Source organism: Streptomyces sp. T39, assembly GCF_008042045.1.
GTDB lineage: Bacteria > Actinomycetota > Actinomycetes > Streptomycetales > Streptomycetaceae > Streptomyces.
The window spans coordinates 2328649-2344937 of record NZ_RDBP01000012.1 but is presented as its reverse complement, the minus strand read 5'-3'; the positions used below and the strand labels follow the sequence as shown (position 1 = coordinate 2344937).

Sequence of the window (16289 nt, the reverse complement as noted above, 5' to 3'; positions counted from 1 at the left end):
TGCCCGTGCGGTGTGCGAGGCGTTCACTGGGGCAGACGGCCCGAAGCGACCCATATACCCCAGACCGACGGGAGAATCCCGTGTCCGAGTCCACCCCCAGGGCCCCGTACACCACGAACAACGCCGGTATCCCGGTGGAGAGCGACGAGCACTCGCTGACCGTGGGTCCGGACGGTCCGATCCTGCTCCAGGACCACTACCTGATCGAGAAGATGGCCCAGTTCAACCGGGAACGGGTCCCCGAGCGCGTGGTGCACGCCAAGGGCTCGGGAGCGTACGGCTTCTTCGAAGTGACCAATGACGTCAGCCAGTTCACCAAGGCGGACCTGTTCCAGCCGGGCAGGCGCACCGAGATGCTGGCGCGCTTCTCGACGGTGGCGGGCGAGCAGGGCTCCCCGGACACCTGGCGGGACCCGCGCGGCTTCGCCCTGAAGTTCTACACCGAGCACGGCAACTACGACCTGGTCGGCAACAACACCCCCGTCTTCTTCGTCCGCGACACGATCAAGTTCCAGGACTTCATCCGGTCCCAGAAGCGCCACCCCGTCACCGGCTTGCGCGACCACGACATGCAGTGGGACTTCTGGACCCTCTCCCCCGAGTCGGCGCACCAGGTCACCTGGCTGATGGGCGACCGGGGCATCCCGAAGACGTACCGCCACATGAACGGCTACGGCTCCCACACCTACATGTGGATCAACGCGGGCGGCGAGCGGTTCTGGGTGAAGTACCACTTCAAGACGGACCAGGGCATCGACTTCCTCACCCAGGCCGAGGCCGACGAGCTCGCCGGATCGGATCCGGACAAGCACCGGCGGGATCTCTTCGAGTCGATCCGGTCCGGCGACGCGCCCTCCTGGACGCTCAAGGTCCAGATCATGCCGTTCGAGGACGCGGCGGACTACCGGTTCAACCCGTTCGACCTCACCAAGGTCTGGCCGCACGGCGACTACCCGCTCATCGACGTCGGCCGGATGGTCCTCGACCGCAACCCCGAGGACTTCTTCGTCCACATCGAGCAGGCGGCCTTCGAGCCGTCGAACATGGTCCCCGGCATCGGGCCCTCGCCGGACAAGATGCTGCTCGGCCGGCTGTTCTCCTACCCGGACACCCACCGGTACCGGATCGGCCCCAACTACGCGCAGCTGCCACCCAACCGGCCGCACGCGCCGGTGAACTCCTACGCCAAGGACGGCCCCATGCGCTACGTGCCCTCGCACGCGTCGCGGCCGTACGCGCCCAACTCCTACGGCGGCCCGGCGGCCGACTTCGGGCGCTTCGGCGACCCGGCCGGCTGGGAGACGGCGGGCGAGCTGGTGCGCGAGGCGACCAGGAGGCACAGCGAGGACGACGACTGGGGCCAGGCGGGCACGATGGTCCGCGAGGTCCTCGACGACGCCCAGCGCGAGCGGCTCGCCTCCAACATCAGCGGCCATCTGCTCGACGGGGTGTCCGCGCCGGTGCTGGAGCGGGCCGTGCAGTACTGGCGCACCGTGGACAAGGACCTCGGCGACACGGTCGCGCAGAAGGTCGGCCGCGGCTGAGCCGCCCCCTCGCACGCCGGGGCTCCCGGAACCCGATGGTTCCGGGAGCGCTGCCGTGTCCCGTCCGGCGGTGTCTCAGTCCTGCGGCCGCAGCCGCTCGCCGCCGCCGTCGTCGGGCTCGACCGGCGGGGAGAAGGTGACGCCGCCGCTGGGCGTCGGGTCCGGCTTCTGGGTCTCGGTCTCGGTCGGCGTCGGGTCCGGGTCCCGGGTCTCGGTCTCGGTCGGCGTCGGGTCCGGGTCCCGGGTCTCGGTCTCGGTCGGCGTCGGCTCCGGGTCCCGGGTCTCGGTCTCGGTCGGCGTCGGCTCCGGGTCCGGTTCGGGGCGGGCCGTCTCGGCGACGTCGAGGTCGAAGGAGGCGTCCGAGCCGCCGTTCAGGGCGTCCAGCGTGTAGTCGCCCCAGATCCTCGCCGGGAAGCCGCCGCCGTTGGCGCGGCCGGAGTTGGCGGTGCCGGTGAGCGAGACCTGCCCGCCGCCCTCGGCGGTGGACTCGCCGAAGAGGGCGACGACGGTGGTCAGTTCGGGCGTGTAGCCGGCGAACCAGGCGGACCGGTTCTTCTCCGAGGTGCCGGTCTTGCCCGCGGCCTCGTACGCGTCCGAGCGCGCGGCGACGCCGGAGCCCTGGGCCACCACGCCCGTCAGGCCGGCGGTCACGGTGTCGGCCGTCTCGCGGCTGATCACGGAGCCGCCGATCGGGTCGGGCAGCTCGACCGTGCGGTCGTTGTGCTCGGCCTTGGCCACGATGGTGGGCGTGACCTTCTTGCCGTGGTTGTCGAGGGTGGCGTACACCCCGGCCATGTCCCAGGTGGAGGCGCCCATGGTGCCGAGCGACACGGCGGGCCGCTCGGGGAAGTTGACGTCCGGCACGCCCAGTTCCAGGGCCGTCTTCTTGACCCTGTCCAGGCCGACGTCGACCGCCATCTGCGCGAACGCGGAGTTGATCGAGCGGTTCAGCGCGGTCTGCACGGAGACCGGACCGTAGCTGCGGCCGAGGTCGTTCTGCGGGGCGAACGGGGTGTCGCTGCCCTGGACGGGGCGCTTGCTGGTGCCGTCGTAGACGGTGTTGAGACCTATCGGGTCGTCGTCCTGGGTCCGGGACTCGTTCTCCAGCGCGGAGGCGAGGACCACGGGCTTGAAGGTCGACGCGGGCTGGTAGTCGCGGCGGGTGGCGTTGGACAGCCAGTGCTGGGTGGCGTCGGTGCCGCCGTACAGGGCGACGACCTTGCCCGTCCGCGGATCGACGGAGGTGGCCCCGGCCTGCACGGTGGCGTCGACCTTGCTGCCCTCGCGGTCGAGCTTCTCCTCCAGCTGCTCCTCGACCGCCTCCTCCAGCTCGCGCTGCTTCTTGCGGTCGACGTTGAGCGTGATCGTCCAGCCGCCGGCCTTCAGGTCCTCCTCGTCGAGGCCCTGGCGGGCGAGTTCGGCGTTCGCCGCCTCGACGAGGTAGCCGGTCTGGCCCTCCATGCCGGGGGCGGGCTTGGGGGCCTTCGGGACGGGGAACTTCAGGCCCGCGCGCTCACCGGCGTCGAGCCAGCCCTCCTCGACCATGTTGTCGAGGACGTAGTTCCAGCGCTCGGTCACCAGCTTGCGGCCCGTCTCGGAGGCGGAGGACCAGTCGTACTGGCTCGGGGCCTGGAGCAGGGCGGCGAGGTAGGCGCCCTGGGCGACGTCGAGCTTCTCGGCGTCCACGCCGTAGTACGCCTGCGCGGCGGCCTGGATGCCGTGCGCGTTGCGACCGTAGTAGCTGGTGTTGATGTACCCGGCCAGGATCTCGCTCTTCTCCTTCTTCTGATCCACCTTGAGCGAGATCACCAGCTCCTTGAGCTTGCGGGTGACCGTCTGGTCCTGGTCCAGGTAGTAGTTCTTGACGTACTGCTGGGTGATGGTGGAGCCGCCCTGCTTGCCCTTGCCGGTCAGGGTGTTCTTCACGCCCCGCAGGGTGCCCTTGAGGTCGACGCCCGAGTCCTCGAAGAACGACTTGTTCTCCGCCGCGACGAAGGTGTACTGCACGTCCTTCGGGATCTTCTCCAGGCCGACGATCTCCCGGTTCACCTTGCCCGTGCGGGCGAGGACCGTGCCGTCGCTGTACTTGTAGACGTTGCTCTGCATCTCGGCCTCGGCGTTGGCCGCGGGCACCGGGACCATCAGGTAGACGACGAAGAACGCCCCCATGACCACCAGGCAGAAGCCGAAGAACGTCCCCAGCAGTTTTCGCCAGGTGAAGAACCGGCGTATGCCCGTGGGCCCGGCCGCCCCCGCCCGGCGCGCACCGCGCTGCCGAGCCTGTCGCTCATCCGCTCGGCCCATCGCTTCGCAGCTCCGCTCTTCCGTCGTCACGTCGTTCGCGTGGCCTCGCCGGTCGGCGGGCCGTCGTTCGTCGGTGGCCTCGCCGCGCGGGCGGGGCCGTCGTTCGGTGGCCGCGCCGGCAGGCGGGCCCGGAATCAGCTCAGAAAGGTAACACCGGTAGTCCGGGCAAAGGGGCCCCGATCCGACCTTTTCCGGACGTGAGAATCAGCACCCCCTTGCAAAGGAACCGACTCCTGAGAGGCGCACAGGGTTGCGACAGCTGGTAATCTGATATCACTTTGCTAGACAGACGGACCCGGCGCCGACCGGGTCCGCCGGCACGGAAACGGGGAGTGGACCATGCCTGCACACGGCTCGCGAGGAACGGACACGACGGCGGCCAGGGAGACGGACGCACCCGATGTGCCCCAGATGCCCGCACCACGGGTGCGCGAGACCGCAGCCCACAGCATCGGCGGAGGGCTCGCACTGCTGCTCGGGCTGATCGGCCTCGCGGCGGGCGCGGCGCTCGTCTTCGGGGCGATCGGCGTGGACTCCGGCGGCGCCAAGGCCCTGATGATCGTGGGCGGCATCGTGGTGGGGCTGGCCGCGATCCTCGCCATGTGCGGACTGAACATGGTCGCGCCGGGCGAGGCCCGGGTCGTCCAGCTCTTCGGCCGCTACCGGGGCACCATCCGCACGGACGGCCTGCGCTGGGTCAACCCGCTCACGACCCGGGCCAAGATCTCCACCCGCGTGCGGAACCACGAGACGGCCGTCCTCAAGGTCAACGACGCGTACGGCAACCCGATCGAGCTCGCGGCGGTCGTCGTCTGGAAGGTCGACGACACCGCCCAGGCGATGTTCGAGGTGGACGACTTCCTGGAGTTCGTCTCGACGCAGACCGAGGCCGCCGTGCGCCACATCGCGATCGAGTACCCGTACGACGCGCACGACGAGGACGGTCTCTCCCTGCGGGGCAACGCCGAGGAGATCACCGAGAAGCTCGCCGTCGAACTGCGCGCCCGGGTCGACGCGGCCGGCGTCGACATCATCGAGTCCCGCTTCACGCACCTCGCCTACGCGCCGGAGATCGCCTCCGCCATGCTCCAGCGCCAGCAGGCCGGCGCCGTGGTCGCCGCACGCCGCCAGATCGTCGACGGCGCGGTGGGCATGGTCGAAGCGGCCCTGGACCGACTCACCGAGCGGGACATCGTGGAGCTGGACGCCGAGCGCAAGGCGGCCATGGTGTCCAACCTGATGGTCGTCCTCTGCGGCGACCGGGCGGCCCAGCCGGTGCTCAACACGGGCTCGCTGTACCAGTGACCCCGCCGCCCCCGGGAGAACGCAAGCAGGTACTGCTGCGGCTCGACCCCGCGGTGTACGAGGCGCTGGCCCGCTGGGCCGGGGACGAACTGCGCAGCACCAACGCCCAGATCGAGTTCCTGCTGCGCCGGGCGCTCGGCGACGCGGGCCGGCTGCCCGGCGGTGTGGGCCCCCTCGCCCGCCGGGGGCGTCCGCCGCGCAGGCCGCCCGCAGGGCCGGACGACGGGGCCGGACCGGAACCGGAGACCGGGGCCGGACCGGAACCGGAATCCGGGGAACGCACCACGGAGTAGGAGGTGGGGGCCGCCGGGCCGGCGGCCCCCACCCTCTATACACCCCGCGTATACACCCTGTGTAGAGTGACGTCCATGTCCATCGGTCACACTCTCCTGGGCCTCCTCGAATCCGGCCCCCGGCACGGCTACGACCTCAAACGCGCCTTCGACGAGCGCTTCGGGCAGGACCGGCCGCTGCACTACGGACAGGTGTACTCCACCATGTCCCGGCTCCTGAAGAACGGCCTCGTCGAAATCGACGGCGTCGAGGCCGGCGGCGGCCCGGAACGCAAGCGGTACGCCATCACCCGGGCCGGGATCACCGATGTGTCCCAGTGGCTCGCGGAGCCGGAGAAGCCCGAGCCGTACCTCCAGTCGACCCTGTACACCAAGGTCGTCCTCGCCCTGCTCACCGGGCGCAGCGCAGCCGGCCTGCTCGACACCCAGCGTGCCGAGCACCTGCGGCTGATGCGGATCCTCACCGACCGCAAGCGCCGCGGCGACCTCGCGGACCAGCTCATCTGCGACCACGCGCTCTTCCACCTCGAAGCGGATCTGCGCTGGCTGGAACTGACCGCGGCGCGGCTGGACCAGCTCGCCGCCGAGGTGCGCCCGTGACCCCCGAGGGATCCCTGCTCGTCGCCGAGGACCTGCGCAAGTCCTTCGGCCCGACCACCGCCCTGGACGGGGCGTCGTTCTCCGTCCACCCCGGTGAGGTCGTCGCCGTCATGGGGCCGTCCGGCTCCGGAAAGTCCACCCTGCTGCACTGCCTCGCCGGGATCGTGGCGCCCGACGCGGGCTCCGTCCGCTACGACGGGCGCGACCTCGCCGGCCTCGGCGACGACGGCCGCAGCGCGCTGCGCCGCACCGATTTCGGTTTCGTCTTCCAGTTCGGCCGGCTGGTCCCGGAGCTGACCTGCGTGGAGAACGTGGCCCTGCCGCTCCGGCTCGGCGGAGCCCGGCGCAAGGAAGCCGAGCGGACGGCCACCGAGTGGCTGGAGCGCCTGGAAACCGCCGACCTCGCCCGCAAGCGGCCCGGGGAGATCTCCGGCGGCCAGGGCCAGCGGGTCGCGGTCGCCCGGGCGCTCGTCACCTCGCCGCGGGTGCTCTTCGCCGACGAGCCGACCGGCGCGCTCGACTCCCTCAACGGCGAGCGCGTGATGGAGCTGCTCACCGCGGCGGCGCGCGAGCGGAACACCGCCGTCGTGCTGGTCACCCACGAGGCGCGGGTCGCGGCCTGGTCCGACCGTGAGGTCGTGGTGCGCGACGGCCGCTCCCGCGACCCGGAGTTCGCCCGATGAGGCGACTGCTCCACGAACTCGCCCTCGGCGCCCGGTTCGCCCTCGGCGGCGGACGCGAGGGACTGACCCGGACCGCGCTGACCGCCCTCGGCACCGGTCTGGGCGTCGCGCTGCTCCTTCTCGCCGCTTCCGTCCCGCAGATCATGGCGGCCCGCGAGGCCCGGGAGGCGGCGCGGACGGCCTCCGACTGGTACAGCACGGAGCCCGTGCCGCGGTCTGACCGGACCGTCGTCCACCTGGAGACCGGCACCGAGTACCGGGGCGATCCCGTCGCCGGGGAGCTGCTGCGGGCCGACGGCACCCGGGCCGTGCTGCCGCCCGGGCTGGACCGGATACCCGCCGAGGGCGAGATGTTCGTCTCCCCCGCGCTCGGCGAGCTGCTCGGCTCCCCCGGCGGCGCACTGCTGAAGGAACGTCTCGGCGCCCAAGTGGCGGGGACGATCGGCGACGAGGGCCTGCACGACCCCGGGGAGCTGCGCTACTACGCGGGCAGCGACACCCTGACGACCGCCAACGGCGGAAGCCGGACCGCCGGTTACGGCACGGGCCGGCCGGACGACCCGGTCGACGCCCCGCTCCTCGTCCTGATCGTGCTGATCTGCGTGGTGCTGCTGGTCCCGGTGGCCGTCTTCCTCACGACCGCGGCGCGCTTCGGCGGCGAACGCCGCGACCAGCGGCTGGCGGCCCTGCGGCTGACCGGCGCCGATGTCCGCGCCACCCGCCGGATCGCGGCCGGTGAGGCCCTGCTCGGCTCGCTGCTCGGACTGGCCGTGGGCGCCGCGGTGTTCGCGGTGAGCCGGCGGTTCGCCGGCTCGGTGCGGCTGTGGGATCTGGGGGCCTTCCCGCACGACGTGGTCCCGGAGCCGTGGGCGGCTGCCCTGGTGCTGGTCGCCGTGCCGCTGTGCGCGGTGGTGACGACCCTGGTCGCGATGCGTTCGGTGACCGTCGAACCGCTGGGCGTCGTACGGGGGTCTGCGCCGGTGCGGCGCCGGCTGTGGTGGCGGCCGGCGATACCGCTCGCGGGCCTCGGGGTGCTGCTGGCGATCGGCCGGGTGACGCCCGGCGGGGCGGTGGACACCTTCCCGGTCGCGGCCGGCGCGATCCTGGTGCTGCTGGGACTCTCCACGCTGCTGCCCTGGCTGGTCGACGCCGTGGTCCGGCGGCTCGGCGGCGCCGGGCCGCTGCCGTGGCAGCTCGCCGTGCGGCGGCTCCAGCTCGGCAGCGGGGCCGCGGCGCGGGCGGTGAGCGGCATCACGGTCGCGGTCGCCGGGGCGATCGCGCTCCAGATGCTCTTCGCGGGCATGCACGCGGACTTCGCCCGGCTGATCTCCCACTCGGCCTGGGCAGGGCGGATGACCGTCCTGGCCGAGTACGCGGCCCCGGGTCTCGCGCCGGAGGCGGAGAAGGCGTTCCGCGCCACGCCGGGGGTACGGGAGGCCACCGCCGTGATCGAGGCGAGCGCGGTCGGCACCGGCCCGGTCACCGGGGACGGGTCCCGGCCGATGACCTCGCTCGTGGTGGCCTCCTGTCCGACCCTGCGGCGCCTCGCGGAGATCCCCCACTGCGCGGACGGCGACGCCTTCGTGGTCCACCGCCGCGGCGACGCCGAGCTGAACCGGTGGATCGACCGCACAGCCCGCACGGGGCGCCCGGTCGATCTGAACGACCCCTTCGAGCGGGACCGGGAGACCGGTCCGCTGCTGTGGACCCTGCCCGCCGGCAGCCCGACCGTGCCGGCCCGGCCGGACGCGGGCGGCGAGGAACTCTTCGGCATCTTCGCGACGCCCGGCGCGCTCACGGGCGCACACGCGCCGGGCTCGGCGGCCCCGGTGGACCCGGCCGCGCTGCCGGGCGCGCGGACGGTCGCGCAGGTGCACCTCGACGACGGGGTCCCGGACGCGGCCGAGCACGTCCGCAACACGGCGGCCCGGCTGAGCCCCCTGCTCGCGGTGCGCGAGGCCACCGACGCGGACCGGGACCAGCGGTACGCGAGTGTGCAGCGAGGTCTGCTGGCCGGGGCGTGCGGGACACTGGCGCTGATCGCCGCGTCCCTGGTGGTGGCGCAGATCGAGCAGTTGCGGGAGCGGCGGCGGCTGCTGGCGGTCCTGGTCGCCTTCGGGACGCGCCGCGCCACGCTGGCGTGGTCGGTGCTGTGGCAGACCGCCCTGCCGGTGGCGCTGGGCATGCTGGTGGCGACCGCGGGCGGTCTGGCCCTGGGCGCGGTGATGCTGCGGATGACGGGCAAGACGGTGTCCGACTGGTGGGTGTTCGTGCCGCTGGCGGGGGCGGGCGCGGGCGTGGTCGCGGGGGTGACGCTGCTGTCGCTGCCGGCCCTGTGGCGGCTGATGCGGGCGGACGGCCTGCGGACGGAGTAGACCCGGGGCCCGGCGGGCCGCCGGGCCCCGCCCCGTCGGCCCGGCCCGCCGTCGGGGGCCGTCAGTCCGCCACCCGTACCGGCAGCTCCCGCATCGCCTCCCGCAGGGCCCCTGCGAACTCGGCGAACTCCTCGGCCCGTGCGGTGCCCGCCCGCATCGCCAGCGCGATCCGACGGCACGGCGCGGGCGCGGCAAAGTGCGCGGTGCCCAGCCCGCCCCGGCCCGCCTCCACGTCGACCGCGGTGCGCGGCAGCAGGGTCACGCCCATGCCCCCCGCCACGAGCTGCACCAGCGTGGCGAGCCCGGCCGCGGTGGTGGTGACCGGCGCCCCGTCCTCGCGCCCGGCCTCACGGCAGACGTCGAGTGCCTGGTCGCGCAGGCAGTGGCCCTCGTCGAGGAGGAGCAGCGGCAGCTCGCGCAGGGTTTCGCGCGGCAGGTCGTCCCGGCCCCCGAGATCGTGGCCCTCGGGGGTGACCAGCACGAAGTCCTCGTCGAAGAGCGGGAGTTCGGTCACCCCCGGTACCCCGAGCGGCACCGCGAGCAGCAGCAGGTCCAGGCGCCCGGCGGTGAGCCCCTCCAGCAGCGAGGAGGTCTGCTCCTCGTGGACCTGGAGGTCCAGTTCCGGGTAGCGCCGGTGGACGAGGCGGAGCACGGTCGGCAGCAGATAGGGAGCGACGGTGGGGATCACCCCGAGACGCAGGACGCCGGTGAAGGGGGCGCGCACCGCCTCGGCCTCCTCCAGCAGCAGCCCGACCGCGTCGAGCACGGCCCTGGCCCGCACGGCGATGCGTTCGCCGGCCGGGGAGAGCAGCACTCTGCGCGTCGTACGCTCCAGCAGCTGGGCACCGAGTGCCTCCTCCAGCGCGGAGACCGCACCGGAGAGCGCCGGCTGACTCATCCCGATTGCGGCCGCCGCGTCCCTGAAGTGCAGATGCTCCGCCACGGCCGCGAAGGCGCGCAGCTGTGCGATGCTCGGCTGTTTGCCCCTGTTCGGCCCAGCCACTGATAACCACCTCCGATCGCGATGACCGAGTCTAGCTATTTCCGCGATCAATGCACTCTGTGCCACTATCAAGATCCGTCCAACCCGCATGGAAGACCTCAAAAGGGACCTTCCTGTATGCAAGGAGAGCGCGTGCTCACTGTCGGTGACAAGTTCCCCACGTTCGAGCTGACCGCCTGCGTCTCGCTGGAGACCGGCAAGGAGTTCGAGACCATCGACCACAAGTCCTACGAGGGCAAGTGGAAGGTCGTCTTCGCGTGGCCCAAGGACTTCACCTTCGTCTGCCCGACCGAGATCGCCGCGTTCGGCAAGCTGAACGACGAGTTCGCCGACCGTGACGCGCAGATCCTGGGCTTCTCCGGCGACTCCGAGTTCGTCCACCACGCCTGGCGCAAGGACCACGCCGACCTGCGTGACCTGCCCTTCCCGATGATGGCCGACTCCAAGCACGAGCTGATGCGCGACCTCGGCATCGAGGGCGAGGACGGCTTCGCGCAGCGCGCCGTCTTCATCGTCGACCCGAACAACGAGATCCAGTTCACGATGGTGACCGCCGGTTCCGTGGGCCGTAACCCCAAGGAGGTCCTGCGGGTCCTCGACGCCCTGCAGACCGACGAGCTGTGCCCGTGCAACTGGAACAAGGGCGAGAACACCCTCGACCCGGTCGCGCTGCTGGCCGGTGAGTGACCCATGGCCCTCGACGAACTCAAGGCCGCCGTACCGGACTACGCGAAGGACCTGCGGCTGAACCTCGGTTCGGTGATCGGCAACAGCGACCTTCCGCAGCAGCAGCTGTGGGGCACCGTGCTCGCCTGCGCGATCGCCTCGCGCTCGCCGAAGGTGCTGCGTGAGCTGGAGCCGGAGGCGAAGGCGAACCTCAAGCCGGAGGCGTACACCGCCGCCAAGTCCGCCGCCGCGGTCATGGCGATGAACAACGTCTTCTACCGGACCCGTCACCTGCTGTCCGACCCCGAGTACGGCACGCTCCGTGCCGGTCTGCGGATGAACGTGATCGGCAACCCGGGTGTCGAGAAGGTCGACTTCGAGCTCTGGTCGCTCGCCGTCTCCGCGATCAACGGCTGCGGCCAGTGCCTCGACTCGCACGAGCAGGTGCTCCGCAAGGCCGGCGTGGACCGCGAGACGATCCAGGAGGCCTTCAAGATCGCCGCGGTGATCCAGGCCGTGGGCACGACGCTGGACGCGGAAGCCGTTCTGGCCGAGTAGCCGGCCCACCCCGCGCACGGACGACAGGCCCCGCCGGACCGATGAGGTCCGGCGGGGCCTGTCGCGTCCACGGGTTCCTCGCGGATCAGCTTCTGAGCCGCTCCATCAGGGCCCTGAGATCGTCCACCAGCAGCGCCTCGATGTCGGACGCGTCGCCGATCTGCTCGCCGGTCTCCGGGTCCACCCCGCCCGACGCCCAGAGCGAGAACGTGGCCTGGCCGTCGAGCACCTCGATGACGACGCCGTCGCCCGTCTGCTCGAACACATAGGCCCGCTCACCCAGCCCGGACAGCCGCCGGGGTTCGTGGGCTCTGCCCAACCCCTCGTTGCGGGACAGGACCACACCGTCGAACTCCGGCCCCGGGTCGGTCTTCCGGTGCAGCGTGTAGGTGATGTCGACGCTCGGCAGCGACCAGACCTCGTTGCCCTCCTCGTCGGTGTCCGGCTCGTACCCGGTGGGCTCCAGATAGACGGAGCAGTACGCGTGGTCCAGCGTCTCGTGCCGGCTCTCCTGGTGGGTGCTCTCCTCCTTGCGGGGCGTCCCCAGCGCGGAGGACGCCCCCTTCAGCTCCGTCTCCGTGCAGAGGTTCCCGGTCGCCCGGTAGCCGCCGAGGTCCGGACCGAGCGCCGTGTACCCGTACAGCCCTCCGGCCCACAGCACGGACGCGGCCGCCGCCCCGCCGATCGCCCACAGCCAGGCCGGCCGCGTCCGGCGGGCCGGGACCTCCCCCTCCGGGCCGGTGCCGAGCGCGTCGGGCGGGGGCGGCCCGCCCAGGGCGCGGCCGCTGCCGGGCGCGCCGAACGGATCGCCGCCCACCAGCTCCGGTTCCGAGATCACGACTGCGTCTCCGGCTCCGGTCCGGCGGCCACCGCGGGCGGTGGCACGGGAGCCGTGTCGAGCGCGGTCGCCCCGTGCGGCGGCGGCAGCCGGCGCAGCGACTGTTCCTGGCTGTAGGACCGCAGATAGCCGACGACGGTGTTGGTGACGGCGACCAGGGGCACCGCGACCACGGCGCCGCCGATGCCGGCGATCAGACCGCCGGCGGCCACGGACAGCACCACGGCGAGCGGGTGCACCCGCACCGCCCGGCCGAGGATGAACGGCTGGAGGACATGGCCCTCGATCTGCTGCACCGCGAGGACGACGACGAGCACCATCAGCGCCGTGAACACGCCCTGGGTGACCAGGCCGACGACGACGGCGAGCGCGCCCGAGATCACCGCGCCGACCAGCGGGATGAAGGCGAAGAGGAAGATGAACACGGCCAGCGGCACCGCCATCGGCACGTCGAGGAACCAGATCCCGAGGCCGATGAAGATCGCGTCGATGAGCGCGACGAGCACGGTGCCGCGCACATAGGCGGTCAGCGTGCGCCAGGCCCGCGGACCGGCGCCCGCCACTCCCGCGCGCGCCTGGGCGGGGACCAGCTTGAGCGTCCACTGCCAGATGCGCTTCCCGTCGTGCAGCAGGAAGAGCGTGGAGAACATCGCCAGCAGTATGCCGGTGAGCACCTCGACCATCACCGTCACGCCCTGGAGGCCGGCGGAGGTGATCTCCTCGGTGTTGGTGCCGATCGTGTCGCTCAGGTTCTCGGCGATGTCGTTGATCTGGCTCTCGGTCACGTGGAAGGGGCTGTCCAGCAGCCAGCGCTTGAGCTCCTCGATGCCGTCACGGACCCGGTCCGAGAGGTTGTCGAGGTTCTCCATGACCTGCCACACGACGAACCAGCCGACGAGCCCCATGATCACGAAGCCCAGGATCGCCGTCACCGCGGTCGCCAGTCCGCGCGGCAGTCCGAGCCTGCGCAGCCGGGCGACCGTCGGCTGGAGCATCGCGGTGACGAGCAGCGCGGCGACGAACGCCAGCACCACCAGTTGCACGGCGCTGATGACCCGCATCAGCACCCAGAGCGTGCCCGCGAGGACGAGCAGCCGCCAGCCCGCCTCGGCGGCCACCCGGATGCCCCACGGGATGGCGGCGACCGGGTCGGGCTTGGCGGCGACGGCGGGTGCGTAGGCCGGAGGGGGCGGGACGCTCTCCGCGACCGGCGCCTCGTCGGGCAGCGCCTCGTCCGCCACGGCCTCCTTGCGCCGTTCGTCCAGGTGCTCTCCCATCCGGGTCAGCCCGGCACCCACGCGCCCGAGCCATCCTGGAACCTTCGACATGATGCTCCCCTTTTTCCCCACCGCTCTCCCCCTGCGCCCCCTGGGGCGCGGGCGGCGCCCCCGCTGGGAACAACCGGCCCTCGACGGTACACGCACCGAGCCCCCCACCGTAGGACGGTGGGGGGCTCCGGAACGTTGAGCGGTGACCGGATACCGGTACTAGTACCAGTGGTTGGCCTGCCAGAAGGACCAGGCACCGCACGGGCTGCCGTAACGGCTGTCCATGTAGTTGAGGCCCCACTTGATCTGGGTGGCCGGGTTGGTCTGCCAGTCGGCGCCGGCCGAGGCCATCTTGGAGCCCGGCAGCGCCTGCACGAGGCCGTAGGCGCCCGAAGACGGGTTCTGGGCCCGGTAGTTCCAGGTCGACTCGTGGTTCACGATGTTGCTGAAGCACTGGAACTGGTCGGCGGGCACCATCTGGCGCGCGATGGCCTTGACCTCGGCGACGGTGTACGAGGCCTGGGTCGAGAAGCTGGACGCCGAGCGGATCGAGTCGCGGTTGGCCCGCTCCTTCTCCTCGCGCTCGCGCTCCGCCTTCTCGACGGCCGCGGCCTTCTTGGCCTCCGCGGTCTTGGCGGCCTGGAGGCGTGCCGACTCCTCCGCGGACTTCTTCGCGGACGCGTCCGCGGCCGCTGCCTGGGCGTCCGCCTGCTGCGAGAGGGACGAGACCTGCACCTGGGCCTGCTCGCCCAGGGGGATGTCCGCGAGGAGCGTCGTGTCGGCTGCCGCTGCCTCGAGGTTGTCCCCCGCAGGCTGCGTGTTGCCCGACGCGACGCCGACGACGGCGCCGACGGTGGTGACCGCAGTCGCCGAGGCGACAGCGAATCCCCGGACCGAGATCCGGCTCACACGGTTTCCTTCCAGCAACGCCCGCACAGGTGACCTCGCGAACGCAATCGTGCCCCTGACGCTGGCCTCCTACTGCATGGGTCACAAGAGGCGCGGGCCCGGTGGGCAACTCCGTTGGGGAGTTGCCGCATTGTGCTCGCGGGCGGCATGCGACGGCAAGTCTTGAGTTGTGTCTGTTGCTGTGCACCGTTTCCGGTACGGGTGTGCCGCATGCGGGGCCTGACGGAAGCAAGACTCTGCCCCACGCCGATGCCGCAAGGCAATTATCCGCTGCGTGGGAAAGCTCACACCCCGTTTGCCGCAGGGGTTTTGACGGAAAGGGCACGCAGCGCGACGCCGCCCGGCTACGCTTCTGCGCTCTGCCGGGCGGCGTCAACTCATCTGTCCCGTTTGCCGGAACGGTCCCCGCTTCCCAGCTGGGGACTTGTCCGGCTAAATGTGCCCGTCCTCCAGCATTTCGGTCACCAGCGCCGCGATCTGCGACCGCTCGGAGCGGGTGAGCGTGACATGCGCGAACAGCGGATGCCCCTTCAGTTTCTCGACCACCGCGACGACTCCGTCGTACCGGCCGACGCGCAGATTGTCCCGCTGTGCCACGTCATGGGTGAGGACGACCCGGGAATTCGCCCCGACCCGGGACAGAACGGTCAGCAGCACGTTGCGTTCCAGCGACTGGGCCTCGTCGACGATGACGAAGGCGTCGTGCAGCGAGCGGCCGCGGATGTGGGTGAGCGGCAGGACCTCCAGCATGCCGCGCCCGAGCACCTCCTCGATCACCTCGCGGCCGGCGACGGCCGACAGGGTGTCGAACACCGCCTGCGCCCAGGGGCTCATCTTCTCGGCCTCGGTGCCCGGCAGATAGCCGAGCTCCTGGCCGCCCACCGCGTACAGCGGCCGGAAGACCATCACCTTCTGGTGCTGACGGCGCTCCAGCACCGCCTCCAGGCCCGCGCACAGCGCCAGCGCCGACTTGCCGGTGCCGGCCCGGCCGCCGAGGGAGACGATCCCCACCTCGTGGTCGAGCAGGAGGTCGAGCGCGATGCGCTGCTCGGCGCTGCGGCCGTGGATCCCGAACGCCTCCCGGTCGCCCCGCACCAGCCGCACGTTGCCCTCGGACGTCACCCGCCCCAGCGCCTTGCCCCGCTCCGACTGGAGCACCAGACCGGTGTGCACGGGCAGCTCGGCCGCCTCGGGCACGTACAGCGTCTCCTCCCCGTAGAGCAGGTCCACCTGCTCGGCGGAGAGCGCCACCTCGGCCATCCCCGTCCAGCCGGCGTCGGTGATCGCCAGTTCCGCGCGGTACTCCTCGGCCAGCAGCCCCACCGACGACGCCTTGATGCGCAGCGGCAGGTCCTTGGAGACGACCGTGACGTCGTACCCCTCTGCCTGGAGGTTGCGCGCCACGGCGAGGATCCGTGAGTCGTTGTCACCCAGCCGGAACCCGGCGGGGAGCACGCCGGGATCGGAGTGGTTCAGCTCGACGCGCAGGGTGCCGCCGAGATCCCCGATCGGCAGGGGCGCGTCGAGTCGGCCGAACCGGATGCGGAAGTCGTCCAGCAGGCGCAGCGCCTGCCGGGCGAAGTACCCCAGCTCCGGATGGTGTCGTTTGGCCTCCAGCTCCGTGATCACCACGATCGGGAGCACGACCTCGTGCTCGTCGAAGCGGCTCATGGCGTGCGGATCGGCCAGCAGGACGCTGGTGTCGAGAACGTAGGTGCGCCGGTCGGGCATGCGGCGCTTAGTGCTGTTCACCACGGAAGGACGTACCCCCTCGGACGAGGTCGGGGCGCGACGCCGTGCGACGGCGCCGCGGACCATGAGTCCATCCGCCGGAGCGGAGGACAGGCCGGGTTCGGGCCCGATGCACGGGCCGAACGCCGGCCCTTCGCGTGGTCCGCGACCTGGCCGCGTGGGCCGGATCCGCAGTCCTTCGTGTGCAAAGG

General features: G+C 71.8%; 14 protein-coding genes. 8 read left to right on the top strand and 6 right to left on the bottom strand.

Annotated features, from left to right (window positions below; genetic code table 11):
- The first annotated feature begins 80 nt into the window (after positions 1-80).
- Positions 81-1544, top strand: a complete 1464-nt coding sequence (locus EAO77_RS11695; RefSeq protein ID WP_147987945.1) for a catalase — start codon at positions 81-83, stop codon at positions 1542-1544.
- A 75-nt stretch (positions 1545-1619) separates the two neighbouring features.
- Here the strand turns inward: EAO77_RS11695 and EAO77_RS11690 are convergent, their stop codons facing one another.
- Positions 1620-3848: a transglycosylase domain-containing protein gene (locus EAO77_RS11690; protein WP_147987944.1), complete on the bottom strand. Its 2229-nt coding sequence runs from the start codon at positions 3846-3848 to the stop codon at positions 1620-1622.
- A gap of 339 nt (positions 3849-4187) precedes the next feature.
- Between EAO77_RS11690 and EAO77_RS11685 the strand changes: the two genes are divergently transcribed.
- From EAO77_RS11685 to EAO77_RS11665, 5 genes are all read left to right on the top strand, one after another.
- Positions 4188-5153 carry an SPFH domain-containing protein gene (locus tag EAO77_RS11685; RefSeq protein WP_147987943.1) on the top strand — a complete coding sequence of 322 codons (966 nt, stop codon included), beginning with the start codon at positions 4188-4190 and terminating at the stop codon, positions 5151-5153.
- Positions 5150-5446: a hypothetical protein gene (locus EAO77_RS11680; protein ID WP_261993870.1), complete on the top strand. Its 297-nt coding sequence runs from the start codon at positions 5150-5152 to the stop codon at positions 5444-5446. The genes EAO77_RS11685 and EAO77_RS11680 overlap by 4 nt, the downstream gene beginning before the upstream one ends.
- Before the next feature lie 75 nt (positions 5447-5521).
- On the top strand, positions 5522-6046 hold the full coding sequence (locus EAO77_RS11675; protein WP_147987942.1) for a PadR family transcriptional regulator: 525 nt from the start codon (positions 5522-5524) through the stop codon (positions 6044-6046).
- Positions 6043-6729: an ABC transporter ATP-binding protein gene (locus EAO77_RS11670; protein WP_147987941.1), complete on the top strand. Its 687-nt coding sequence runs from the start codon at positions 6043-6045 to the stop codon at positions 6727-6729. Before EAO77_RS11675 ends, EAO77_RS11670 begins: the two co-directional genes overlap by 4 nt.
- Positions 6726-9104: an ABC transporter permease gene (locus EAO77_RS11665; RefSeq protein ID WP_147987940.1), complete on the top strand. Its 2379-nt coding sequence runs from the start codon at positions 6726-6728 to the stop codon at positions 9102-9104. The genes EAO77_RS11670 and EAO77_RS11665 overlap by 4 nt, the downstream gene beginning before the upstream one ends.
- A 61-nt stretch (positions 9105-9165) precedes the next feature.
- Here the strand turns inward: EAO77_RS11665 and EAO77_RS11660 are convergent, their stop codons facing one another.
- The gene (locus EAO77_RS11660; RefSeq protein WP_147987939.1) at positions 9166-10107 is read right to left on the bottom strand and encodes a hydrogen peroxide-inducible genes activator; all 942 of its coding nucleotides are present in this window, start codon (positions 10105-10107) and stop codon (positions 9166-9168) included.
- Between the two features lie 132 nt (positions 10108-10239).
- Between EAO77_RS11660 and EAO77_RS11655 the strand changes: the two genes are divergently transcribed.
- A complete protein-coding gene (locus tag EAO77_RS11655) occupies positions 10240-10794 on the top strand; it encodes a peroxiredoxin (RefSeq protein ID WP_147987938.1) in 555 nt (184 codons plus the stop codon).
- A gap of 3 nt (positions 10795-10797) precedes the next feature.
- Complete coding sequence (locus tag EAO77_RS11650) at positions 10798-11331, top strand: alkyl hydroperoxide reductase (protein WP_147987937.1); 534 nt, start codon at positions 10798-10800, stop codon at positions 11329-11331.
- A gap of 85 nt (positions 11332-11416) precedes the next feature.
- Here EAO77_RS11650 and EAO77_RS11645 read toward each other — a convergent pair whose 3' ends face one another.
- The 4 genes from EAO77_RS11645 to EAO77_RS11630 all read right to left on the bottom strand — a co-directional run bounded on the left by EAO77_RS11645 (position 11417) and on the right by EAO77_RS11630 (position 16101).
- Complete coding sequence (locus EAO77_RS11645; RefSeq protein WP_147987936.1) at positions 11417-12169, bottom strand: hypothetical protein; 753 nt, start codon at positions 12167-12169, stop codon at positions 11417-11419.
- Positions 12166-13497 carry an AI-2E family transporter gene (locus EAO77_RS11640; protein ID WP_147987935.1) on the bottom strand — a complete coding sequence of 444 codons (1332 nt, stop codon included), beginning with the start codon at positions 13495-13497 and terminating at the stop codon, positions 12166-12168. The genes EAO77_RS11645 and EAO77_RS11640 overlap by 4 nt, the downstream gene beginning before the upstream one ends.
- 159 nt (positions 13498-13656) lie before the next feature.
- Entirely contained in the window at positions 13657-14346 is a 690-nt protein-coding gene (locus EAO77_RS11635) for a transglycosylase SLT domain-containing protein (RefSeq protein WP_147987934.1), read from the bottom strand.
- Between the two features lie 432 nt (positions 14347-14778).
- Positions 14779-16101 carry a PhoH family protein gene (locus EAO77_RS11630; protein ID WP_147987933.1) on the bottom strand — a complete coding sequence of 441 codons (1323 nt, stop codon included), beginning with the start codon at positions 16099-16101 and terminating at the stop codon, positions 14779-14781.
- Between the last annotated feature and the right edge of the window lie 188 nt (positions 16102-16289).

What these genes read in the sequence shown, in the direction of transcription:
- EAO77_RS11650 (WP_147987937.1), top strand. Translation starts at nt 10,798, where the DNA reads ATGGCCCTCGACGAACTCAAGGCCGCCGTACCGGACTACGCGAAGGAC.
- EAO77_RS11640 (WP_147987935.1), bottom strand. Translation starts at nt 13,497, where the DNA reads ATGTCGAAGGTTCCAGGATGGCTCGGGCGCGTGGGTGCCGGGCTGACC.
- EAO77_RS11675 (WP_147987942.1), top strand. Translation starts at nt 5,522, where the DNA reads ATGTCCATCGGTCACACTCTCCTGGGCCTCCTCGAATCCGGCCCCCGG.
- EAO77_RS11685 (WP_147987943.1), top strand. Translation starts at nt 4,188, where the DNA reads ATGCCTGCACACGGCTCGCGAGGAACGGACACGACGGCGGCCAGGGAG.
- EAO77_RS11665 (WP_147987940.1), top strand. Translation starts at nt 6,726, where the DNA reads ATGAGGCGACTGCTCCACGAACTCGCCCTCGGCGCCCGGTTCGCCCTC.
- EAO77_RS11690 (WP_147987944.1), bottom strand. Translation starts at nt 3,848, where the DNA reads ATGGGCCGAGCGGATGAGCGACAGGCTCGGCAGCGCGGTGCGCGCCGG.